Source organism: Methyloceanibacter stevinii (genome assembly GCF_001723355.1).
Lineage (GTDB): Bacteria > Pseudomonadota > Alphaproteobacteria > Rhizobiales > Methyloligellaceae > Methyloceanibacter > Methyloceanibacter stevinii.
Genome location: NZ_LPWE01000011.1, coordinates 354,942 through 377,689, shown reverse-complemented (window position 1 = coordinate 377,689; position 22,748 = coordinate 354,942). Strand labels below are relative to the sequence as shown.

Below are 22,748 nucleotides of genomic sequence, written 5' to 3'. Positions count from 1 at the left end.
AGGAACCAATGCCAAGTGATGGTGCTTTTCATTACCAATGTTTTAGGACGCAAAAAGGCCGCCGTCCCAGGATGGGGCGGCGGCCTTTAACGACCAAATTGGTAGGCTGCGAAGCCTATTGACCGGGCGTCTGGGCCGGCTCGTTCACCTTCTTCATCGAGCTCGGGTTCTTCGAGCGGATGAACGCAATGACCTTCCACAGATCGTCGGATGTCTTGGCGATCGTGCCGAACGGCGGCATCGGGCCGGTCACGATTTCCTTACGGACGCGCTTGTAGCCCTGCTCCTGCAGCTTGTCGGAGCCCTCAGAGATCAAACGGAACACCGTGTCGTCGTCGGCGCCGTAGACCCAGGCGTCGTTCGTCAGGGGCGGGCACATGCCGCCGCCGCCGCCGCCGCCGTGGCAGCCGTTGCAGCTATAGGACAGATAGATTTTGTGTCCCTTCTCCGCGACGGCATCGATTTCGTCGTTGTAGGGGTTGTGGAGACCGCCAATCGGGGTCTTCTCAATGAGCTCCAGCGGGGGCGTGGTGTCGCCCTTCTCGCAGCATTCCTCTGCCCGAGCATCCAAAGCAAAAAGGCCAATCGCGCCTACGAAGGCGGCAGCTACTACTCCAGTGATAATCTTGCGCACGGTACGTCTTCCTTACCCTAGTTTCAGTTCTGGTTGAGCCTATCGAAATCAAAAACGCCTATTCCGGCCTTCCTCGAGCAATTGGCATGCATGCCTTCGTTTGGAGGGCATGCCGAGCCACACTACCGTCTTTAAAAGCGGTTGCGTCAGAAAAAAGTCGGAAAAAAGCCCACGGGCAGAGGACTTGCACGGCAGGGAAGCATGCCAAATGTTCCCCGGCGCGGGACGCAATCGCCCTGCGTTGCCGGTTCGGTGTTGCCCAGCCGCGCCGCCCATGAAGCGGCCCGTCTTACTCTTCGCCACGATCGAAATGGCGTTGTCCTCCTCAGCCCCAGAAGGGGGTGCAATCTTTCGATTGGGAACAATAGGAATTTTTTCTTTGGATTCTTGGGCGCTTTGGCCGTTTTGCAACCGTCATAGTCGAAATGGCGCGAAGCGCAAGAGTATGTCACATGCGGCAAAGCGATGCGCCCTAAGCGGGCCCACCCGGTGACGCGCCCTCGCCCTCGGGTCTATTGGGTGATCTCGAAATCCATATCCTCGAAGGTGTAGCGCGGCACCTGGATCCAGATGCCGTCCTCATTGATGGGGACCTTGTGGATCTTCACGTCCGTGACATTCAGCCGGCCCGTCTTCTCGTCGACCCAGAAGTCCACGTCGAAATACTCGTCCTTGCTGCCGACGCGCCGGAAGTCCGTACAGGCAAAGTAGTGGCCGTCCTTCTTGAGATAGCGAACCGGCTGGTGCATTTCGACGAACTCCAGCGGGATCGTCTCCCCGGTCTTCTCGTCCTTCAGTTCAAGCGCGCCTTCGTCGTTCTTGTTCTCGGCGATGTAGTTGTGGATGGCACTCATCACGTGCCAAGCCCGCACCACTTCCATGTCGCCCGGATGCTCCTGCACCGGTAGCCACCACCAAGCCACCGGCAGGCGGGTCACCATGATGTACCCATCGCCGTCGCGCTTCGGTCCCTTCTGAACGCGGATGTCGATCAGATCGAGGCTGTCCCCGTCCCGCTGGGGCTTGAACCAGAAGTCGAGCGCGTATTGCCTCTGCGGGTCGCCCTTTTCGTGAAAGATCGCATTCGCGAACCAGCCGTAACCCTTCATGCCGCGTATGACGCGCATCTTCTCGTAGACGAGATTGAGGTCCTTGTTGAGCTTGGGATCGTGAAAGACGAACACCCCGTCTTGCGAACGCTCTTTGATGACCGCTTCTGTTCGTGCCGTTACCGAGGCATCGTCGAAATCCGGGTAGTCAGCCGCTTGCGCGAAACCGACCGCTCCAAACAAAAGGGCCGCGGCGATCGCCGCAGCCCCCCAGTTTTTCAGTAGAATTCCGGTCATCGTATCACTGCTTCACGGTGCTGCTGTCGTCGCTGTCTGCTTTCGTCGAAGCACTGGGCCGCGACAACGACAGGACCCGGATCGCCTGCGAGGCTTCCTTGTTGTCGTTCAGATTCGCGACGTCTACGGCTGTCTGGCCTTCCGTATTCTTGACGTCCGGGTCGGCGCCAGCCGCCATCAGCAGGCCGATCATCGGTGCGCTGTTGTTCGCAGCCGCGATCATCAGCGCCGTCATGCCATTCGCCGCCTGTGCGTCGATATTGGCACCCTCATCCACCAACGCCTTGGCAATATCGGTGGGGCGGACGCTTCCCGGCAAGAAGATCGATCCTTCCGCAGGGCCGGTCTGCGCCGCGACAATCATCAGCGGGGTCAAGCCTTGCTTACCCGAGGCGACACTGACATCGGCCCCGCCGTTCATCAGCGCCTTCGCGGCCTCGTACTTCTTCTCCGCAAGCGCCAGGGCGAGCGGACGGAAGTCTTCCTGACCCGGCACTTCCACATCGGCACCGTGCTCGACCAGAGTCTTGATCGAGGGAACGTGGTCCCGCATCAGCGCTGCCGCCAAGGGCGTCATGCCATTGCCGTCAGCCTTGTTGGGATCGGCGCCCAACTCGACCAGAAGGTCGATCGTCTCGTCCCGCCGTTGGCGTGCCGCGGCCGTCAGCGGGGTCCAGCCCTGCAAGTCCGGCTTGTTCACGTCGGCGCCCTTGGACACCAGGAACTTGATGCGGTCCTTGTCGCCGGACAGAAGCGCGTTGCTCAATTCCTGATTGGGATCCGCCCCTTCTTCAAGCCAGCCTTCCAGCTTCTCGCGGGTCACGATCTGATCGGGCGAAGCGAGATCCGGGCGAGCCTCGAATTTCTGATCGGCGAGCTTGATGTAGCTGCCGTGAGCCGGCAGATCACCAGGAACGTAGCACTTGCTGCACTGGACCAACGGCACGCCGTATTCCTTCATCAGCGCGGTGAGTTCCTCAGCCTTGTCGTCCATGGCCCATTCGAGGAGGTATTTGAGGAAGACGTCCGTCGGACGCACGCCGATCGACATCTCGAATTCCATCGGCACCGTGTCGTCGTCCAGGTTGATGGGAACGATGTCGACCGGCTCGTTCTTCATGGTCTTCACCCAACCGGCGAACGGCCCGAATACGGCCGCAACATCGAATTCTCCATCCAGCATTCTTTGAATCACGTACCAGGGCTGGTTCTCGGGCACGAGGTCGCCGTCGTGCGTTTGGAGCTGCAGCTTCACGTTGTCGATGATGCCGCGCTTCGCCATCGCCTGGCGCACGCCGGAGGTCTGGAAGACGCCGATGGTCAGATCCTTCAACTTGGGATCGTCCAAGCCCGACAGCTTCAATCCCTTGTCGTTGCGGTAAACCAGGACATACGGCGTCTTGTAGACCGGCTCGGTCGTGAGCAGACGCTCATAGCCCGTGGGAATGTCGAACATCACGTCGCAGAGGCGTTCGTCGAAGGTTGACCGGGTCAGCCCGCGCTCGATGAACGGCTGCCAGTGATACTTGATCGTGGCGCCGGTCGCGTTCGCGAGGATTTCGGCCATTTTGTTCTGAAAGCCCTCTCGCTGAATGCTGGAGAGCGGCATGTTCCCGGGGTCCGCACAGACATTCAGGGTCTTGAGCTTCTTGCTCTTGTAGGCGGCCTTCGCGGCGGCACGGATCGCAATATGCTCGGCGGGGGTCAGTTCCTCATAGGTCTTATTGAGATCGCGCCGGACGGACTGCTTGTCGTCGGCGTGGGCCGACACAACAGAGATCGCAAGCGCTGCAACGGCAATTGTCGCGGAAAGTCTGGGAATTGGGAATGGCACGGGCGTTCGCCTCAACTGGTAAGGCGGGGCCGATCGGCGGGACTTGATCCCACCAGGCTTACCCGCCATGGGGGTCTATTTCTTCCCGGAATATATAAAAAGAGGCGCCCGATGCCACAAGGGCATCGGGCGCCAATTATTCTACACGTTTACGAGAGTTACTCGTAAATGCGGAAGACGTTCAGCGTACCGCCCTGCGGGATATGCTGCAGGCCAGCGGCCTTGGTCATGGCCGTAGCACCGATGGCGCCGAACTTATCGCTCAGGTCCAGACCAGCGGTGACCGGAAGACCGATCCAGCCGCCAATGCCGGAGTACACGCCAACATACTGCTTGCCACCAACCTTATAGGTGATGGGGTTGCCGATGATGCCCGAGCCCAGCTTGCGGCTCCAAAGAACCTTGCCGGACTTACGGTCGACAGCGCGGAAGTCACCGCCCAGCGAACCGTAGAACATCAGACCACCGTCGGTGACCATCGTACCACCCCAGTTCGGATACGGATCCGGGATCTCCCAGAGCGTCTTACCCGAAACGACGTCGTACTTCTTGATCTTGCCGGTCGTGCCCTGCTTCTCAGGATACATGTACACGTTCGCGAACACGTAGACCGTGCCCTGGTTCGTGTGCGTGCGCTCCTGAGGCTCAAGCTCCATGCACCAGTTGTTGGTGGGCATGTAGAACACGTTCGGCTCGGCGGGATCAACCGCACCAGGCTGCTGGTCCTTACCACCCATCGCAGACGGGCAGGCAGAGACGTTGCGGCCAACTTCGAGCGGCGAGTGGTCACGCACCTTGATCGGACGACCGGTCTTCATGTCGACCTTCTCGGCCCAGTCCGTCGTCACGTATTTCGTGGCGCGGTGCAGGGTACCGTCGGTACGGTCGAGCACATAGGCAAAGCCATTACGATCGAAGTGGGTGAGAGCCTTCACCTTCTTACCGTCAATTTCCATGTCGGTAAGAATGTTCTCGTTGATGCCGTCATAGTCCCACTGGTCAAACGGAGTCATCTGATAGGCCCAGACAGCGTCGCCGTTTTCGATCTTACGAGCGAAGATCGTCATCGACCACTTGTTGTCGAACGCACCAGTGTTGCACTCCTCATGGGTCTTATCGGGGCAACGATAGGACGGGCTCCACAGGCCGGGGTTACCGGTCGAGTAGTAGACCAGCTTCAGCTCGGGATCGTAGGAATACCAACCCCAAGCAGCACCACCACCAATCTTGTAGTCCTCACCGGGGAAGGTCTTGATACCAAGATCCTCACCAGCCTGACCGAATTGGGGGTTGGCCTTGTTGGTTTCAGGCGTCAGGCACACGCCCTTTTCGGAACCCGTGCTGTGGCACACCCAAGCCTCGGAACCGTCCGCAAGATTGAAGGCGGCAACGCGGCCACGAGCGGCGAACTCATCGCCACCAAAGCCCATAATAACCTTGTTATCGGCTATCAACGGAGGCGGCGTGATGGTCTCACCCTTCTCGGGATAGGCGTACTTGACGACCCAAACTTCCTTACCGGTCTGGCCGTCCAGGGCAATCACGAAACCATCGAGAGTGCCATAAACGAACTTGCCATCGGCATAGGAGCCGCCACGGTTGACGGTGTCGCAGCAAGCGCGCGGCACAGCCGACTCGTCACGGTCGGTCTTCTTGACATACGACCAAACCTGCTTCGGGTTGTCGGCATCCGTCAAATCGAGAGCCTGAACAACGTTTACAGTTGGCCATGGACGGCAACCAGAAACCATGAACAGCATGGTCTTGCCACCAACATCCTTGATCACAAGCGGCTGACCCTCGTGACCACGAAGGGCGTTCGTGCCCTGGGCCCAAGACATCTGCAGCTTGTTGACGTTATCGGTCGTAATGTCTGAGAGCGTGCTGTGACGCGTCAGCTGAAAGTCACGACCAGGGGCAGGCCACTGGTCGGGATCAGCCATGCGCTTCAGCTGCTCTTCGTCGGTGTTCATAGCCGACGCCTGACCCGCGAGACCCATCGTCACTGCGACGATGGTGCCAGTCAGGACACCATACTTCAGTTTCATATCTTTCTCCTCTCCCTAGCTACTCAGTTCACCGAAACGAACTCTGAGCAATTCTTTGTGCCTTGGCGCTCCAACCCTAAGCGTTGCTTAAGGTCAATGAGCCTTCAGCAAATTCCGAAGCTGCCAACGTGTTTGTGGAAATTGGAGACTGCCAGAAAACGCAGAAGCAAAATCTCGCCTCGCGCCCGCTACTGGCTGCGGGTTCTCCGTTGTACACAAGACGCGGTGACACCTCACGAGGAAATTGCGCCCGACTCTTTGTAAGTCACGTTGCACCGTTCTTTCTGTGGAACTTCGTCACTCACTCATTGCCGAGCTACCCCCTCATAATTGCCAAATGTAATGCCATTGCAAGTGAAATGTGCCGATGGCAACGATTTCTGCCAAATCCAGTTTTCATTTGTTGCGCCGCACAAGATTCGACTGTGCGCACGCGGTAGAGCGCTTTCTCATCTGCATTTCACGTCTGAATTTCACGTCTGACGAGACGTCGCCGATGACCAATGCTCCTCACCCGGCGGGAAAACTCGGCCTGGCGAAAATGCGCGGCGCGCCGACATCGACGCGAGCGCCGGCGTCACGCGTTCGTCTCCGCCAAGTGATTGCGACTCACGCGCATGCGGCCGTCAAAGCCGCGGTCGAACGAAAAGCGCCCGGTGCAGCACAGCACCGGGCGCCAATCCTCTAGGTGTCCTAGCAGATACGAGTGTTAGTCGTAGATGCGGAAGACGTTCAGGGTGCCACCCTGCGGGACATGCTGCAGGCCAGCGGCCTTGGTCATGGCCGTCGCACCGATGGCGCCGAACTTATCGCTCAAGTCCAGACCAGCGGTGACCGGAAGACCGATCCAGCCGCCAATGCCGGAGTAGACGCCGACGTACTGCTTGCCGCCGGTCTTGAACGTGATCGGGTTACCGATGATGCCCGAGCCCAACTTGCGGCTCCACAGGATCTTACCGGTCTCCCGGTCGACCGCGCGGAAGTCGCCGCCCAGCGAACCGTAGAACATCAGACCACCGTCGGTGTTCATGGTGCCACTCCAGTTCGGGAAGGGATCCGGGATCTCCCAGAGCGTCTTGCCCGTGAGGACGTCGTACTTCTTGATCTTGCCGGTCACACCCTGCTTCTCAGGATACATGTACACGTTCGCGAACACGTAGACCGTGCCCTGGTTCGTGTGCGTGCGCTCCTGGGGCTCCAGCTCCATGCACCAGTTGTTGGTGGGCACATAGAACAGGTTCGGCTCTTTCGGATCGACCGAAGCGGGCTGCTGGTCCTTGCCACCCATCGCGGACGGGCAGGCAGAGACGTTGCGGCCAACTTCGAGCGGCGAGTGATCGCGCACCTTGATCGGACGGCCCGTCTTGAGATCGATTTTCTCGGCCCAGTCCGTCGTCACGTATTTCGTGGCGCGCAGAACCGTACCGTCGGCAGCATCCCAGACATAGGCGAAGCCGTTGCGGTCGAAGTGGGAGAGAACCTTCCGCTTCTTACCGTCGACTTCCATCTCCGTGATGATGTTCTCGTTGATGCCGTCATAGTCCCACTGGTCAAACGGAGTGATCTGGTAGACCCAGACAGCCTCACCGGTCTCGATCTTCCGCGCGAACATGCTGAGGGTCCACTTGTTGTCGAAGCGGCCCACCTGCCCGTCGAGTGAAGGATCGACTGCGTTGCACTCTTCGTGGGTCTTGTCGGGGCAGCGATATTGCGGGCTCCACAGACCTGGGTTGGCGGTCGAGTAGTAGACCAGCTTGGTGTCCGGATCGTAGGAGTACCAACCCCACGCCGTGCCGCCGCCGATCTTCCAATCCTCATTGGGGAAGGTCTTGATACCAAGATCCTGTCCGGCCGTGCCGTAATGCGGGTTGGCCTTGTTGGTCTCGGGCGTCAGGCAGACGTCTTTGTCCGAACCCGTGGTGTGACACACCCAAGCCTCGGAACCGTCCGCCAGGTTGAAGGCGCCGACGCGGCCGCGAGCGGCGAACTCACTACCGCCGAAACCGATGAACACCTTGTTGTCGGCGATCAACGGAGCGGGCGTGATGGTCTCGCCCTTTCTCGGGATAGCCCATTTGACAACCCAGACTTCCTTGCCGGTCTGACCGTCGAGCGCAATCAAGAAGCCGTCGAGCGTACCGAACACGAACTTTCCGTCCGCATAAGAACCACCGCGGTTGACGGTGTCGCAGCAAGCGCGCGGCACAGCCGACTCGTCACGGTCGGTCTTCTTCACGTAGGACCAAACCTGCTTCGGATTGTCGGGATCGGACAAATCCAGACCCTGGACAACGTTACAATTGGCCATGGACGGACAACCCGAAATCATGAACAGCATGGGCTTGCCACCCACGTCCTTGATCATCAGAGGCTGACCTTCGTGACCGCGAAGGGCATTCGTGCCCTGCATCCACGCTACCTGAAGCTTGTTCACATTCTCCGTCGTAATGTCGGACAGGTTGCTGTGACGCGTCAGAGCAAAGTCACGACCAGGGGCAGGCCACTGGTCGGGATCAGCCATACGCTTCAGCTGTTCCTCGTCGGTATTCATGGCCGACGCCTGACCCGCGAGCCCCATCGTCACAGCGACGACGGTGCCGGTCAGGACACCTAACTTGAGTTTCATATCTTTCTCCTCTCCCTAGCTACTCGGCCGCAAGAGACCAAGCATCCACTTGCCGGAGACCGACGCACGCAGGCCGGTTGTGTCCCAGCTGTGCGCGTGCGTTCTCCGACCTTGGTTTGGAATGCCAGTGATGCGAAGCGGAGTGGGCTGCGCGGGATGACTGGCTATTGCCAATCGCAGCGATCTCACTTGTCATCGTGCGGCATTCGCGACTTCCAAGTTAGCGCAGAATGCCGAGACGACTTTCACCATAGTAGTTGGAAGATAGCATCCCGCAGGTTGCCACTTTGCACCCGCGGTCTTGCCAATCTAGTCATTCGAGAGACTTCGATATTCTATGTGTTGCGCCGAATCCTGGCACAAACTTTCCAGTATGCTTGCTGATTAGGCCAGAGGCGGCCGCGTAACGGCCGGCGAACCTATGGCAATGCTACCGCTGCATTTTACTGTTGGCTGCTGGAAGATGCTGAATGGCGATTCGCATGAGTTCCGGCAACGTCCGCACACCAAGCTTTGCCTTCAACTGCGTGCAGGTGTTGGCCACGGTCTTGTAGCTCACGTGCAGATGCTCGGCGATGACTCCGTACGGCTTCCCTTCCGCCACGAGGGCAAGGGTCTGCAGTTCGCGAACCGTCATGCGGCGTAGCGGATTGGTCGTACCCCGCGCTTCCATGAAGGCCACCTCCGACGCGAGGTCGTGGCTGAGATAGGGCCTGTTCTCCCGGACGCGCTGAAACGCCGTTTGAACTTCCTCGGGCGGCGTATCCTTCAGGACGTACCCGGTGGCCCCGACCTCGAGCGCACGGGACACGATCACCGGATCGGAATGCATCGTGAAGACCAAGATGGGTGTGTTCGGATCGTGCAGCCGCAAGCGACGGATAAACGACAGGCCGCCGAGCGACCCGCTATGCATGGCAAGGTCGACGATGATCACGTCGGGCTTCTGCATTCTGTAAGCACGGAAACCGTCGGCCAAACTCTGTGCCTGATGGACTTCTTTTACGCCGACATCCTCCAATAACTGCCGGGTTCCCTGCAAAACGATCGGATGATCGTCGATGACGAGGACTCTAGTCATGATAGCTCCCTGACCGATTCTCGCGCCCGGACGGGCGCCGTAGATTCATTCTTTTTCTGTTTGATTGGAATTTCGACGCGAACGGTGGTGCCCTTGGACGGGACACCCTCGATCACGCAGGTACCGCCGACCGATCGGACGCGCTCCGTCATGGTCGTAAGTCCGAAACCTTTGGCTTTGTCTGGCTCCATGCCTTTGCCGTCGTCCGCGATCGTCAGACGGACTGCTTCGTAATCGCCGGCGCCGTTCGCGAGCTGCACCTGGTCCAGATCCACATCGATGTTTCCGGCATGCCCGTGGCGGATCGCATTGGTGATCGCCTCCTGAACGCAGCGATAAATCGCAAGATCGACAGACTCCCCGTAGGATTTCGCGACCGAGCCAACGGCCGTATGAATCTGCGTATCGGGGTGTTGGCTTTGAAGGCCAGCGGTGAGCTCGACGATCAGGTCCGCCAGCTTGACTTGGCCGAGCGGGCCCGGCCGCAGCTTCTTGAGAAGCGCCCGGTTCATGACCTTCAGCCGTTCCGCAATCGAGAGAATCTCACCGGCGCGGCTGGAAATCCTCGTCGCCCGTTCCCCGTCCAACTGCCCTGCCGTGGTTTGGATCGACGACGCGTTCGCGGCAATGCCGAACAGACAGGCGCCCGCCTCGTCGTGGAGTTCGTTGGCGATTTCGCGGCGCTCGGCTTCCTGAACGTTGATCAGCTGCTGGTAGAGGCTCTCGTTCTCCTTGCGTGCCACGTCCAGCGCGCTTGCCAGCATGTTGAACCGATCCGTGATGACGGCCACTTCCTTGACCTTTGCACTCGGCAACCTGGCCCAATACTCACCACCCTCCAGCTGGTGCATGCCTCGAGACAGGCTCGCAAGCGGATTGAGCACCCGCCCGAGCACAATGTAGAGCACCACCAAGACAATGGCGTTGATGGCGCCCCAGATCAGCGCAAGCGAGAGAAAGTCCTGCCACGCCTCCGAGATTTCGTCGGACGGCTCGCCGAGGATGATCACCGGATGCGAACCGTCCGGGAGAAGGCGCACTTTCCTTTGGGCGATCTCGGGATGGACCAGGGAAACGAACCAGCCGGGAGCATGGGATCCCTTGACCCCGGCGGTGGCGCCCTTGGGCGAAATGATGGCCAGCTGGCCGGAGTCGCTCAAGAACATGATGCGGACGTGCCGCAGATGTCTCAGCAGGGGCGGCAGTTCTTCGTCGAGGTCGTCCAGCTTGCCTTGCCGGGAGAGATCCCTGAGCGTCACGTCGACGAAGCGTTCGGCGACTTCGAGCGATGACTCCATTTCGGCCTTGGTTGCCGTGCGGGTGTTGAGAATCGCCACGACGCCAGCCAACAAGGCGGCAAAGAGATTGATCGCCGCCACGACCACAATAAGTTGGGTGCGAACTGGCTGATCATACCAGAGCTTTTGCAGCACTTTCAGTATGTCTCCACAGTGCAGCGGACCAGGACAAGCAATGAACCCTCGCGGCTTGTCATCGGCCTTACCTATGCAAGTACCCGGGTGCGCCTATTATCAGCCTCAAGCGCGCTGCGTAACGCATTGGAATCGCACGGGTAGGCCCTACGCAGTCCACGCCCGAAGTGGCCAAATAGCAATGCCACTCGTGGTAATAGCATTGCAAGATGTTCCCGACCAAGACTGGGAAAACCGGGACATAGCCGGAGGTCGCCTACATACCCCTCCAATTGGGCGATTTTGCCGGGGCAGGCCTCCCCGCGATCGCCATAGACCCTGACCCTCGCCTTTTTGCCGCCGCTTCGATTTGCGACACGGAACCTCCGTGCCGTTCGGCCGTTTTCCCCGCACCTGCCCGCGACATTTCCGCCAGGGCATGCCGAGGCATTTGTCCTTTCACGCCATACCGCTGGAAAGGTCGAGAGCCGCTCCCATATGGGGGTGGCGATGTTGAATTTGGCCCCGTTCGGGGGCCTACCTTAAGGAGACCAAGCTCATGACTTTCACCAAAATTGCAGGCACCACGACGGCTTTCATGCTGCTTCTCGGGGTTGCCGCCGCGCAGGCCGGCGACGTCAAGGACGGCGCGGAGGCAATGACCGACGGCGCGGCCCAAGGCACTGTCGGCGCCGCCAAAGGGGCCGGTGAAGGCGCGGTCGACGCGGGCAAGAGCGCCGTCGAAGGTGTCGGCGGCATGGCCAAGGGCGCTGCCGAAATGACCAAGAATCCGGTCAAGGGCGCCGGCGAAGTGGGTAAGAGCGCCGTGGGCGGCACGGTCGGCGTCGCGAAGGGCGTCGGTGAAGGTGCTGTCAAAGCCGGCAAGAACGTCGTCGGCGGAGCCGCCGGTGTTGTCGGCGGCGCAGCCAAAATGACCAAGGGCGCCGTGGACGGCGTCGTCGGCGGCGGCAACTAGCCCATCGATTATCTTTGCAATGCGCAACCGGGGTGTGTGATGGGGTCCATCGCACACCCCGGTCGATTCGGCATGTCGCGATTGCCGCCACACACGGCGGCAAGGGACTACGAGACTACGGAACTTCAAGACTTCGGGACTTCAAGACAGGGAGACGAAACCAATGACGATCACCCAAAAGGCTTGCGTCGCGCTTGCGCTGACGATTGGCCTCGGCCTCGGAACGGCGCACGCCGAGGAGAGCTGGCTGGACACCATCAAGGGTGCCCTCGGACTCTCCGAAGACGCCGCCGATAAGGCAGCGGACAGCGCCGAAGGCGCCGCCGACACGGCTGGACAGGCCACGGAGAACGCCGTGGAAGGTGCAACCGGCGCCGCGGAGAATGCCGGCTTCAGGCGCGGCAGCATGACCGAAGCGCCGTCGAGGGTGCGGCCGACATGGCCAAGGACGCCGGTCGCGGCGCGGTCGACATGGGCAAGGAAATGTCCAAGGACGCCATGGGCATGGGCGAAGCCGCCGGCGGCATGATGGATAGCGCCGTCGAAGGCGCTGCCGGCATGGCGAAGGAAGGCTCCGACTCTGCGGTCGATATGGGCAAGGAAATGACCAAAGACGCGATGGGCATGGGCGAGAGCGCTCAGTAGGCTTCCATCGCCGTTCGCTCTCAGAACGATATGGGGCGCGAGGCCGGAAGGCGCGCGCCCTTTTTTTTTGCGCGTCAGTTTCTACGTGTCCGTCATGTGCCTTCCAAGCCTGCGCCGGACGGGCCGCTCGCGGCTCGTCTAATGGCTCATCAAGACGGCAACGTCGGTGTTGCGCAGCACGTGATCGGTCGCGCCGCCGAACACCCATTCCTGCCAGCGCCAGCGGCCATATCCGCCCATGACGAGCAGAACGCCGGATCCCGCCTCCTCGAGGATGGCATCGCCGACGTCCCGCGTGCCCAGCGGGGCCGACGCAACTCGACCGGCAGGCATGCCGCTTTCAGATAGTTGGCCATGGCCGTGGCCGTCTCGTCTTCGGGTTCGCCATCGGGAACAAGACTGATCAGCCGGACCCGCCGCGCTCCTTCGAGAAACGGCGCGGCCGCGGCAACGGCGCGGGCGGATTCGACGGAGTCCTTCCAGGCGATGACGACCGTCTCGCCGACATGGTCACTCGCCTCGTCCGGAACGAACAGCGCCGGGCGCCCCGATGAGAACAGGGCGGCGTCCCGGGCTTCTCCAAACATCTCGTCGTCGGCCGCCGAGACGGTCGGCAACACGCTGAAGTCCGCGGTCTTCGCCCGCTGTGCAATCGCCGGCCCCACGAGCCTTCGACGGTAAGCAATTGCGATTCGACGTCGTCCCACTTGGCCGCAGCCTTTTCGAACCAGGCAACCGCCTGCTTTTCCTCGTACTCGACCTGCTTCCGGGACACGTCCAGATAGGCTTCGAAATAGACGGGGCTGAGCTCCGTCGCATAGGGCAAGCGTTGCGACGGCGGCGGACAGGGATGCAAGACCTCAAGCTCGGCCTCGAAACGCCGCGCAAGCCCGAAAGCCACGTCGGAACAGGTGGCCGTCGTTCCTTTCGAATTGATGGGAAGTAGCACTCGTGTGGGCTTCATGACGGACCTCGAAATACTCCGTTCGGCTAGTTGTACACGCTGTCCGCCGCACCGTATCGGCGCTTTGACTCAACGCAAACAAGACGCTCGCCTTTTCTCCACATTTGGGAGCAAAATAGGTGACATCGTTTGCAGAATTGAGACGCAGTAAGGAGGCGCTTTATGGAATTTCCCTTGGATATCAGCTTCCGCAATATGGATCCCTCTGAGGCAGTCGAAACGCGAATCCGCGAAAAGGCCGCCAAGCTCGGCCGGCTCTACAACCGGATTATCGGCTGCACGGTCGTGGTCGAAGCCCCTCACCGACATCACCACAAGGGAAAGCTCTACAGCGTTCACATCGACATCAGCGTCCCCGGAAAGGACCTTGTCGTGGATCGGGCGAAACCGCTCGACCATGCCCACGAGGATGTCTATCTCGCGGTTCGCGATGCGTTCAACGCAGCAGAACGCCAGCTCGAAGATCATGCGCGCCGGATGCGCGGTGATGTGAAGAATCACCCGGCCGCCCGCGACGCGCCGTTCCGCCTGCGGAGTAATCCGCCTAGGCCTTCCAAAAGGGTTTGACGTCGCGAAGCGCGCATAAGCGTGCTTCGCCGTTTTCATCAGAGCCTTCTCTTCGCCGGGATCCACTTTCGGCATGGGCATCGTCCCGGACTCATGCCCGGCGCCGCCGATGTTGAAGATCGTCTGCCGGTTGGCGATATCGTTGAGCGTCCCGAGCGAGTCTTGCAGCAGCTCCAGCGCCGCGAGGGATTTCCGGCACCTCTTGGCTTGTCTCTTGCCCGGAAACGTCGCGCTGAAAAATTCGCTTCCGTACCGCATCCGCTTGGCATGGATGCGCACCCTGTGGCGCTCGGCCACGCTCAGCTTCGGCAGGCCCTTCCCCTTCTTCACCACGCTTCGGCGCAGCGCGATAGCTTCGCCGAAGCATAGTCCGCGACGGGCTTTCCAGCGAGCGGGTTGTCGCTGTGGGTCCAATCGCCGAACTCGATCCACGCCCCGAGATCCAGAAGCGCCATGCGGAAGCGCGCCGAACCGGTTGCTTCGACGGCCGCTCTTTGGGCCTGCGCCCGCGCTTCCCGCACACGATCCTCGACGGCCTTCCATCCCGGATCGTCAGGATATTCCGCGCGATGCGGCGCCACGATGTCGGAGCTGAACACGTCGAGGTCGCGGGCGGTGCCGAGGTGGCTGGCGATCCATTTGAGCTCGGCGGCAATTCGGGGACGCTGCGGGCTGTCGACGACCTCTCCGAACAGCAGCACTGCTGCCCGCATGCGCCGGAGCCCAACGCGCATCTGGTGCAACGCCTCGGCTTTGCCCTCGCGGGTTCCGTGCAAGTTCGCGAGCACTTGTCGCAAGCAATTGCGCGCGGCGATGCGGAATGCGTTCGCACAGGTCTCATCGGGCGGGATGTCGACAGGGAGTGCCTTTTCGAATTCGGGCTCGCCGCCGTCGAGGAGATCGAAACCGCGTTCCGCCTTGGTCTTGACACTGAGAGTCAACGGCACGGTTTCGGCGAGGCGCTTCGCCAGTCCAAACAAGACGGCCGCGGTCCCGGACTTCAGTTCGAGTTCCAGCTCGCAAACACGCGCCCTCGCCTCACCGGCGACGATATCGCCCTGATCGACCGCCACCTCGATCAGACTCCCGCCGTCGTCGATCAGAAATGTCCGCCGCAAAAACCGGGTCTCGAAACGCGGGCCGAGGCCTTCGCGCACCGCGTCGCTGAGCAGCGGCTCGAGAGCCGTTCCCGCGGCTGCCGACAGGTCGTAGCTTTTCGTCGGCAGATCGCATTCCCACTCGCTCCGTTCCAAGAACTCGCTCTCGGCGCGCGCGGTCTTGATGGTCTGGACATAGCCCGTGCCGGTACTGCGCACTCGCAAGAAGACGCCCGCTTTTCTCAGAAGATCGTCCGGCGTGTCGTAATAAACGGAGAGAAGCTCGCGCTCTTTCGATTCAAGAACGCGCTGCCCAGGCGGCCCGCCATCTCCTGCCGCCAGGAGGGGGTGCGCCAACACGGCCGAGGCGTGCTCGGGGTCGAAGACGAGCTTGAGCTCGATTTCCTTTGCGTCACTCGCCGGGGTCTCTCCGGACACAATCCCCTCCCAGTGCGAACGGTAGCGGCACGCCGATGCCGTTTGTGGTGATTATTCTAGCCTTGCGTGACAGGAAGGTACATGTGCGGCCCGCGCGGATCGACCGCCACACGGCCGGTGGGACTGCGGCGGATAGCGTCAGGCGGGCCGCACCTGCGAGAACTCCAACAGACCGGGCCTAGCAAAGAGCCGTGTTGGAGAAGTACGCACGACGCGCCCTTCGCCGACCGGCACGACCGTGTCGTCGGAGCCGATGAACACGACCCGGTTCCGGCCCGCGCTCTTGGCGGCATACAGGGCCGCATCCGCGCGGCGGAAGAGGCTTGAGAGCCCCGAGTCGACTTGCCGGTCGGCGGTCACGCCGATACTCACCGTGGCGCCAACCGGAAGGCCGCTCACGAAGCCGCCGGACTCGGCGAAACGCGCCCGCAGACGCTCGGCCGCTTCGACCGCTTCCTCGGCACCGACACCCGGCAAAATGGCCGCGAACTCCTCGCCGCCGAGCGACCGATGACGTGGCTCTCCTCGAGGCTCAGCTGCGCAACCTTGGCAAAGAGGCGCAGCACCTCGTCGCCGACCGTATGGCCGAAGGTGTCGTTCGTGTCCTTGAAGTAGTCTAGATCCGCGATGATGAGCGAGACCGGCGTGCCGCCGCCGTGCATGCGCCGCTCCACGACCGTCTCCGCAATCTCAAACAGGGCCCGCCGGTTCGGCAACCCGGTGAGACTGTCCGTCAGCGCATTGCGCCGCTGCTCCTCCTCGTCGCGTTCCTTCGCCATGGACAAGACCATGAAGGCCAGCGCAACACGGAGCAGCAGGGTCGCGAGCACGACAAAGGGAAGCCATTTGCTGGTCATCGCCGCGGAAATGGACTCGAGCGGTACCGTGACGGCGACCGGGATCCAGGAGACGTACAAGGCACTGGCGAGCACCAAGAGCGCGATGGCGGGCCAAGACTGGGATGCATCGGGCATCCGTCTCAGCTCAAATGCCGCCGCAAACCCATAGGCGGCCAAGATCGAGCAAACGACCACGAAGCGATCGTCCGTCGAGGTCGCAAGCCCCAAGAGCACCGAAAGCAGAAAGGCTGCCGGACCCAGCAGGATCAGGAACGGCGCCGACGGGCGCCCCGCAAAGCGCCGCACGGCATGCCATTTCATGCCCCACGCCAGGGTGGCAAGGCTCGCCCCGAGCACCACGCCGCCGGTGTAACCCGATGTGATGGACCAGAGCATGGCCGCACCGCCCAGGCTGAAAACCAACACCGCGAGGCCCCACGAGCCGACGAAGCGCGGCGCAGCCTCAAGCGACCAGCCGTCGCGGCCCCAGGTGAGCAGCAACATGCCAGCGAGGATCGCGGCCACAGCAATGTCTGCGGCCGACATTGTTACCAAGTCGAGATACATACCAATACGTATTGTGAGGCCCGAGTGCCCAAGTCTATTCCCGGGGGGATATTACCATCGTGCGACAGCGACGCACGCCCGTTTTTTCACAATACTGAAACAGACCCTACTGCCCGGGCACACGTTTGACCGTTTCCCCGACCGGCCCGCACGCCACCACGCTGTCTGGGCTAGCTCTTGACGGCCTGGAACAGGGTGGCGTTCGGACAGAACGGTTGCGGGTCGCCTGCGGTGTGGGCGGCGAGCCAAGTCGTGCACGCGTCCTTACATTCGCAGGCATGACAATTCGCACGCGCGCGGATGTAGGATTGCCGCCGTCGAGATCGACGACGTCGAATTGCTCCACGCCGACGGTCTCCATCATGTCCTCCATGAGGACCTGACGGTGGAAGCCGGCGAGTTCAGGCTTTGGATCGGTCATGACGTTCCCCCGGGCTGCGCGGATCGATCTCGCGCTGTCCGGGTACTGGACGACAGAGGGAAGGCCGCCACCTTGAGTTGGATCAAGCGATCCGGACGCCCCTAGGCTTCCGCGTTGCGCTCAATTCCGGTACGGATCAACTCGCCTGCCTCGCCAACCTCGGCCCAGCGCACGACCTTGACCCATTTGCCCGGTTCCAGGTCCTTGTAGTGCTCGAAGAAATGGCCGATCTGCTCGACGAGAATCTCGGGAAGGTCGCGATAGCTCGACACCCGCTTGTAGTACGGATGGAGTTCGTCGATCGGGACGGCGATGATCTTTTCGTCGATCCCGGCCTCATCCTCCATGAGAAGCGCACCGACAGGACGTGCACGAATGACCGCCCCCGGCGCCACGGGCGTCGGCGTGATCACGATGCAGTCGACGGGATCTCCGTCTTCGGAGAGCGTGTGCGGGATGAAGCCGTAGTTCGCCGGATAGAACATCGCCGTGTGCAGGAAGCGGTCGACGAAAAGCGCGCCCGACTTCTTGTCGACTTCGTACTTCACCGGCGATCCGCCTTGCGGAATCTCGATGATAACATTGACTTCGTGGGGCGGATTATCGCCGACCGGAATGTGAGGGATATCCATAGAAACGCTCTCTCCTAAGCTCTTTGAACGGCCGGCCAGTCCAGCGCCGCCGTCCTAGTCAAACCCGACGCTCCCCGCGTCGCATCCGGCCTGGATGTACCGAGGGGCTTTACGCGGCAACAGGGCCCGGCAACGACCTTGTCCATCCAAGTCGTTGAAACTACGGGCATTGGATGCTCCGCCGGGTCGCGCCCGGCGCCGTGCCGCGTGTGAAGTCCCGCTGCTGATAGCACGTCCAGAGAGGGTTTCCAGGGCTATATCCATGCAATTGATAACAAGTCGCACTGTCGTCGAGCCCCCTCCCCGATCCCGCCACGACCCGTCGCCGTAGGGCGCCAAAGCCCGGCCAACATCGTCACAAAACCGGCTGCCGTTTACGCGAGAGTTCGGCAATTCCGCCCCACGCTCTACCCCGGACCATACCGGCCGGTCTAGAAGCCTAAAGTAGGACGCCGTCTGATGCGGTCCTTGGCGCGCCGGAAAGCCTCGGACCGCGCACCCCGGCGGGGCTGTTCACCGCCCGCGCGCTTCGGTAAGAAAAGGATCGGACGCCCAAACAAAACAAATCGGAGGAATCATGCGATCGGGTTTTATTGCTTTCGGCATCGCTGTCGTCGCGCTCACCCTTTGCGGGACCGCCGCCCAAGCCGAGGAGATCCGCTGCCAAGCCATCCGCGACTCCGCCATGTGCGCGTCTCAGCCCGAATGCTGGTACGACGCGGCCAACAACAAAGGTTGCCTCCCCGGTCCTGCCCCGGCATCGGACCCCTGCTCCAATCATCTCGGCGAGTCGACCTGCAATACGAGCAGTTTCGGCTGCACGTGGAACGCCGGCGACGAGACGTGCGTTTCCAAGGGTCCTTGAGGATCAGTCCTCCAGATACAGGGAGCGCTTCATGATCGCGCTACTCAAAGGCTTCCCGAGCAACGTCGTGGCCATTGCCTGCCACGGCAATGTCTCGCGGCAGGACTACGATGACGTGCTGATTCCGGCGGTGGAGAAAGCGCTTCAATCCCACGACAAGGTCCGCATGCTGTACGAGGTCGCGCCCGACTTCACCGGCTACGAGGCCGGCGCGGCCTGGGAGGACTTCAAGACAGGCATGGAGCACTTCACCAAGTGGGACCGCATTGCCGTCATCACCGACATCGAGTGGATCTCGGGCGCGGTGAAGATCTTCGGCGTCTTCCTGCCGAGTTCGGTCCGCGTCTACCCGCTTGCCGAGGCGGCCCAGGCCCGGCTCTGGATCACGCAAGCCTCCTAGCGCTACTCGTGCCGGAGCGCATCGATCGGATCGAGTTGTGCGGCGCGGCGCGCCGGGAAGTAGCCGAACACCACGCCGATCAGAGCCGAGAAGGCAAAGGCGATCAGCACGATCCCCGGATCGAAGACGAAGGGGATGGCCATGCCGGCGGAGGCCGCGCCCGCAAGCCCAAGCCCCAATAGGACGCCGACCACGCCGCCGAACAGCGACAGCACGACCGCCTCCACCAGGAACTGCATCAGCACCTGGCTTTCCTGCGCGCCGATCGCCAGCCGGATACCGATTTCGCGCGTCCGCTCGGTTACGGAGACGAGCATGATGTTCATGATGCCGATGCCGCCGACCAGCAGGCTGACGCCGGCCACGGCGCCAAGCAGCATGGTCAGGACGCCGGTGGTCGCCGCTTGCGTGTCGGCGATCTGTTTCATGTCCGCGACACCGAAATCGTCCTCTTTTCCGGCGGAGATGCCGCGCCGTTCCCTGAGCAGCCGTTCGATGTCCGCCTGAACCTTCGATGTATCGGCGCCGTCTTCCGCCGAGACCGTGATCCGGTTGATGTCGGTATTGCCGGCGATCCGGCGTTGATACGCGCGAAGCGGGATCAGAACCACATCGTCGCGATCGTTGCCGAAACCGGATTCACCCTTGGACTCCAGCACGCCGATCACCTCGCAGGAGACATTACTCAAGCGGATGCGTTTGCCGATTACGTCTTCGCCGCCAAACAGCTCGTCCTGCACCGTTTTGCCGAGAATGCAGACGGCCTGGCCACTGCGTGTCTCGCTATCGAGAAAATTCCGGCCCTCCGCGAGATTCCAATCTTGCGCAACCACATAGCTTGCGTCGGTTCCGATCGTGCCGGTGCTCCGGCTCTCATTGCCGTAGACGACGGTTACGGACTGCTGCGCCAACGGCGCGACGGCGCGGACGCCACGCAATTGCTCGCGCATCTCGATGATATCGCGCGCATTGAACGGCTTCGCCGTCGCGCTCGACCGTCCCGGCCCCCACTGCCCGGGACGGACGAACAGGACGTTCGTGCCGAGCTTGGCCATCTCTTCCTTGACCTTGGCCGTCGTGCCGTTGCCGATCGTGACCATGGCGATGACGGCGCTGACGCCGATGACGATACCCAGCAGCGTCAGGAACGAGCGCAAGGCGTTGCGCCGGATCGCCTGAACCGCAAGCTTCAGGGTCTCGTAGAACATCAGGCGGCTTTCAGGACGGTGCTGTCGCTGGCAATGCGGCCATCGAGGAACTCGACAACACGGCTGGCATAGCGCGCCATCTCCGGCTCGTGGGTGACCATGAGCACCGTGATCCCACGGGACCGGTTGAGCTCAACCAACAAGGTCATGATCTCACCGCTCGTCTTGGTATCGAGATTGCCGGTCGGTTCGTCGGCAAGCAGGACCGCGGGGTTCGTCACGATCGCCCTGGCGATGGCGACGCGCTGCTGCTGACCGCCCGACAATTCCGCCGGCGTGTGTCCGGCTCGTCCCGCAAGGCCGACACGCTCGAGGGCGTCCATCGCAAGCGGACGGCGCTCCGCCTGGCGCATGCCGCGATAGATCAACGGCAGTTCGACATTCTCGACGGCGGAGGTCCGGGCCAGAAGATTGAAGCCCTGAAATACGAAGCCGAGATAGTTGCGGCGCAGAAGCGCGCGCTGGGTGCGGTCGAGACCGCCAACCTCCACGCCGTTGAAAAGGTAGCTACCGGACGTCGGCTGATCCAGGCAGCCGATAATGTTCATGGTCGTGGATTTGCCAGACCCGGACGGCCCCATGACCGCCGCGAATTCGCCGCTGGGTATCGTCAGGTCGACGCCGTCGAGCGCCGCACCTCGGCCTCGCCGTGTCCATAGATCTTCGAGACGTTGCGCAGGTCGATGACGTTCGGCGCAGCGCTGCGGCGGGCCTTGTCCGTGCTCACTTGGCCGTCTCCGTATCGACGATCAGACTCTCGTCCACGCTGAGGTCGCCCTTCACGATCGCAGTGCGCTTGCCGTCGGTTGCGCCGATGGTGACGGAACGCGCCTCGGGCGCGCCATCGCTGAGCGTCCAGACGGTGCGTTCCGGCCCCGCCGGCTGGCCTGTCGAACTCGGCCGGCGCAGCCGCGGGGGACCCGGCATCAGCTTCTGCAGGAAGCTGCGCTGGTCGCGCGGTTCGGTGCTGGGCGGCGTGAATCGCAAGGCCGCATTGGGCACGGTCAACGCATCGTTGCTTCGGCGACGATGATTTCGGCCGTTGCTGTCATCCCCGGCCGCAACAGCAATTCGGAATTGTCCGTCGTCAGTACGGCCTTGTAGGTCACGACGCCCTGAACGACCTCCGACCCGTAACGGAGCTCCCGAATTTCGGCATCGAAGTGCCGGCTGGGATAGGCGTCGACGGTGAATCGGGCTTTCTGGCCTTCGTGAACCTTACCGACATCCGCCTCGTCGACATCCACCTGGACCTCCATCTTCTTGAGGTCCTCGGCGATGGTGAACAGAATGGGCGCCTGCAGCGAAGACGCGACGGTCTGGCCGGGTTCGACATTGCGGCTCAAGACGACACCGGTGATGGGTGAAAGGATCTGTGCCTTTTCCAGGTCGGTCTCGGCCTGGGCGAGATCGGCGCTCGCAGCAGCCACGTCGGCCTTGGCGCTTTCCTCCGACGCCAGGGCGCGCTTGAGATTGGCCTCGGCCACTTCCAGATCGAGGATGGAGCCCGCACGGGTCTTGGCCAGCTTGCCCTTGCGGGCGAACTCCAGACGCGTCTCCGCCACGCTGGCTTGCGCTTCGCTTACCTTGGCCTTGGCGGCCTGCAGCCTGGCGCTGGAACTGTCGACGGCGGATTTGAGCTTTTGCGTGTCGAGTTCGGCGAGGACCTGGCCCTCGGTCACGGCACTGTTGTAGTCAACGAGGACGGTGCGGACGATGCCGGACAGCTCGCTCGAGATCTCGACGTCATTGGTCGGCTGAACCGTGCCGGTGGCCGTAACGGTCACGGTGAGGTCGCCGCGCGTTACGGGCTCCGTCACGTAGTTGACGCCGTTCGTCGACCCGCCGCCCCCGATGAGCGTGTAGGCGAGCAGTGCGGCGGCCGCGACAAGGCCGAGAATGATGACAGGACGAAACCGGCGAAGGCGCGATGCCGGTTTGCCTAGGCCCAAGACGGACTCGAGCTCGGCCCTTGTGTCTTCCGGTGTGTCCTCCGGCTTGATCTTCTCAGGGGGCACGACTTCGTTCATGAACTTCCTTCGGGTCACGGCCTTAAGCGAGTGCACCGTGCGCCCGCGTGACGAGTGTCAAATTAGCGTCTTGCAGCGCGCGTTGCCGGATAATTTTGTAACGAAACCAAGCAACTTG

15 protein-coding genes and 4 pseudogenes are annotated in these 22,748 nt (G+C 61.7%); 4 read left to right on the top strand and 15 right to left on the bottom strand.

All coding sequences use genetic code 11. From position 1 onward, the window contains the following. Positions 1–115: 115 nt before the first annotated feature. The 7 genes from AUC70_RS08570 to AUC70_RS08540 all read right to left on the bottom strand — a co-directional run bounded on the left by AUC70_RS08570 (position 116) and on the right by AUC70_RS08540 (position 11,002). A complete protein-coding gene (locus AUC70_RS08570) occupies positions 116–634 on the bottom strand; it encodes a c-type cytochrome (protein WP_083241414.1) in 519 nt (172 codons plus the stop codon). 512 nt (positions 635–1,146) lie between these two features. Beyond that, on the bottom strand, positions 1,147–1,980 hold the full coding sequence (locus AUC70_RS08565) for a hypothetical protein (RefSeq protein ID WP_141702035.1): 834 nt from the start codon (positions 1,978–1,980) through the stop codon (positions 1,147–1,149). A gap of 4 nt (positions 1,981–1,984) precedes the next feature. Next, positions 1,985–3,751, bottom strand: coding sequence for a quinoprotein dehydrogenase-associated putative ABC transporter substrate-binding protein (locus AUC70_RS08560; RefSeq protein WP_069444437.1), 1,767 nt, complete (start codon positions 3,749–3,751; stop codon positions 1,985–1,987). 221 nt (positions 3,752–3,972) lie between these two features. Further along, positions 3,973–5,862, bottom strand: coding sequence for a PQQ-dependent dehydrogenase, methanol/ethanol family (locus AUC70_RS08555; protein WP_069444436.1), 1,890 nt, complete (start codon positions 5,860–5,862; stop codon positions 3,973–3,975). 709 nt (positions 5,863–6,571) lie between these two features. Then, entirely contained in the window at positions 6,572–8,488 is a 1,917-nt protein-coding gene (locus AUC70_RS08550) for a PQQ-dependent dehydrogenase, methanol/ethanol family (protein ID WP_069444435.1), read from the bottom strand. A gap of 430 nt (positions 8,489–8,918) precedes the next feature. Then, the gene (locus tag AUC70_RS08545) at positions 8,919–9,569 is read right to left on the bottom strand and encodes a response regulator transcription factor (protein WP_069444434.1); all 651 of its coding nucleotides are present in this window, start codon (positions 9,567–9,569) and stop codon (positions 8,919–8,921) included. Further along, positions 9,566–11,002, bottom strand: coding sequence for an ATP-binding protein (locus tag AUC70_RS08540; RefSeq protein ID WP_141702034.1), 1,437 nt, complete (start codon positions 11,000–11,002; stop codon positions 9,566–9,568). Before AUC70_RS08540 ends, AUC70_RS08545 begins: the two co-directional genes overlap by 4 nt. A gap of 538 nt (positions 11,003–11,540) precedes the next feature. On the opposite strand from AUC70_RS08540, the gene AUC70_RS08535 reads away from it, so the two are divergent. Then, the gene (locus tag AUC70_RS08535) at positions 11,541–11,957 is read left to right on the top strand and encodes a hypothetical protein (protein WP_069444432.1); all 417 of its coding nucleotides are present in this window, start codon (positions 11,541–11,543) and stop codon (positions 11,955–11,957) included. Positions 11,958–12,395: 438 nt separating this feature from the next. Then, on the top strand, positions 12,396–12,602 hold the full coding sequence (locus AUC70_RS17135) for a hypothetical protein (RefSeq protein WP_158007407.1): 207 nt from the start codon (positions 12,396–12,398) through the stop codon (positions 12,600–12,602). Positions 12,603–12,751: 149 nt separating this feature from the next. Here the strand turns inward: AUC70_RS17135 and AUC70_RS08525 are convergent, their stop codons facing one another. The 5 genes and pseudogenes from AUC70_RS08525 to ppa all read right to left on the bottom strand — a co-directional run bounded on the left by AUC70_RS08525 (position 12,752) and on the right by ppa (position 18,127). Further along, a complete protein-coding gene (locus AUC70_RS08525) occupies positions 12,752–13,267 on the bottom strand; it encodes a hypothetical protein (RefSeq protein ID WP_069444430.1) in 516 nt (171 codons plus the stop codon). Between the two features lie 368 nt (positions 13,268–13,635). After that, a pseudogene (locus AUC70_RS17960) lies at positions 13,636–15,668 on the bottom strand (CYTH and CHAD domain-containing protein). Positions 15,669–15,806: 138 nt separating this feature from the next. After that, positions 15,807–16,447, bottom strand: a pseudogene (locus tag AUC70_RS17955) (GGDEF domain-containing protein). Between the two features lie 733 nt (positions 16,448–17,180). After that, positions 17,181–17,495 carry a hypothetical protein gene (locus AUC70_RS16765; protein ID WP_141702032.1) on the bottom strand — a complete coding sequence of 105 codons (315 nt, stop codon included), beginning with the start codon at positions 17,493–17,495 and terminating at the stop codon, positions 17,181–17,183. A 101-nt stretch (positions 17,496–17,596) separates the two neighbouring features. Then, positions 17,597–18,127 carry an inorganic diphosphatase gene (gene ppa, locus AUC70_RS08500; RefSeq protein WP_069444425.1) on the bottom strand — a complete coding sequence of 177 codons (531 nt, stop codon included), beginning with the start codon at positions 18,125–18,127 and terminating at the stop codon, positions 17,597–17,599. Positions 18,128–18,704: 577 nt separating this feature from the next. On the opposite strand from ppa, the gene AUC70_RS08495 reads away from it, so the two are divergent. Together AUC70_RS08495 and AUC70_RS08490 are read left to right on the top strand one after the other, a co-directional pair. Beyond that, positions 18,705–18,992 carry a hypothetical protein gene (locus AUC70_RS08495; protein ID WP_069444424.1) on the top strand — a complete coding sequence of 96 codons (288 nt, stop codon included), beginning with the start codon at positions 18,705–18,707 and terminating at the stop codon, positions 18,990–18,992. A 31-nt stretch (positions 18,993–19,023) separates the two neighbouring features. Then, positions 19,024–19,392 carry a SpoIIAA family protein gene (locus AUC70_RS08490; RefSeq protein ID WP_069444423.1) on the top strand — a complete coding sequence of 123 codons (369 nt, stop codon included), beginning with the start codon at positions 19,024–19,026 and terminating at the stop codon, positions 19,390–19,392. A gap of 2 nt (positions 19,393–19,394) precedes the next feature. On the opposite strand, the gene AUC70_RS08485 is transcribed toward AUC70_RS08490, so the two are convergent. From AUC70_RS08485 to AUC70_RS08475, 3 genes and pseudogenes are all read right to left on the bottom strand, one after another. Then, positions 19,395–20,600: an ABC transporter permease gene (locus AUC70_RS08485; protein WP_069444422.1), complete on the bottom strand. Its 1,206-nt coding sequence runs from the start codon at positions 20,598–20,600 to the stop codon at positions 19,395–19,397. Then, a pseudogene (locus AUC70_RS08480) lies at positions 20,600–21,327 on the bottom strand (ABC transporter ATP-binding protein). The gene AUC70_RS08485 and the pseudogene AUC70_RS08480 overlap by 1 nt, the downstream one beginning before the upstream one ends. Further along, positions 21,324–22,630, bottom strand: a pseudogene (locus AUC70_RS08475) (efflux RND transporter periplasmic adaptor subunit). Before AUC70_RS08475 ends, AUC70_RS08480 begins: the two co-directional pseudogenes overlap by 4 nt. Positions 22,631–22,748 lie beyond the last annotated feature (118 nt).

Bases quoted from the DNA above. Each gene is read 5' to 3' on its own strand.
- AUC70_RS08565 (WP_141702035.1), bottom strand. From the start codon at position 1,980: ATGACCGGAATTCTACTGAAAAACTGGGGGGCTGCGGCGATCGCCGCG.
- AUC70_RS08555 (WP_069444436.1), bottom strand. From the start codon at position 5,862: ATGAAACTGAAGTATGGTGTCCTGACTGGCACCATCGTCGCAGTGACG.
- AUC70_RS08550 (WP_069444435.1), bottom strand. From the start codon at position 8,488: ATGAAACTCAAGTTAGGTGTCCTGACCGGCACCGTCGTCGCTGTGACG.
- AUC70_RS08545 (WP_069444434.1), bottom strand. From the start codon at position 9,569: ATGACTAGAGTCCTCGTCATCGACGATCATCCGATCGTTTTGCAGGGA.
- AUC70_RS08535 (WP_069444432.1), top strand. From the start codon at position 11,541: ATGACTTTCACCAAAATTGCAGGCACCACGACGGCTTTCATGCTGCTT.
- AUC70_RS17135 (WP_158007407.1), top strand. From the start codon at position 12,396: ATGGCCAAGGACGCCGGTCGCGGCGCGGTCGACATGGGCAAGGAAATG.
- AUC70_RS16765 (WP_141702032.1), bottom strand. From the start codon at position 17,495: ATGACCGATCCAAAGCCTGAACTCGCCGGCTTCCACCGTCAGGTCCTC.
- ppa (WP_069444425.1), bottom strand. From the start codon at position 18,127: ATGGATATCCCTCACATTCCGGTCGGCGATAATCCGCCCCACGAAGTC.
- AUC70_RS08495 (WP_069444424.1), top strand. From the start codon at position 18,705: ATGCGATCGGGTTTTATTGCTTTCGGCATCGCTGTCGTCGCGCTCACC.
- AUC70_RS08490 (WP_069444423.1), top strand. From the start codon at position 19,024: ATGATCGCGCTACTCAAAGGCTTCCCGAGCAACGTCGTGGCCATTGCC.
- AUC70_RS08485 (WP_069444422.1), bottom strand. From the start codon at position 20,600: ATGTTCTACGAGACCCTGAAGCTTGCGGTTCAGGCGATCCGGCGCAAC.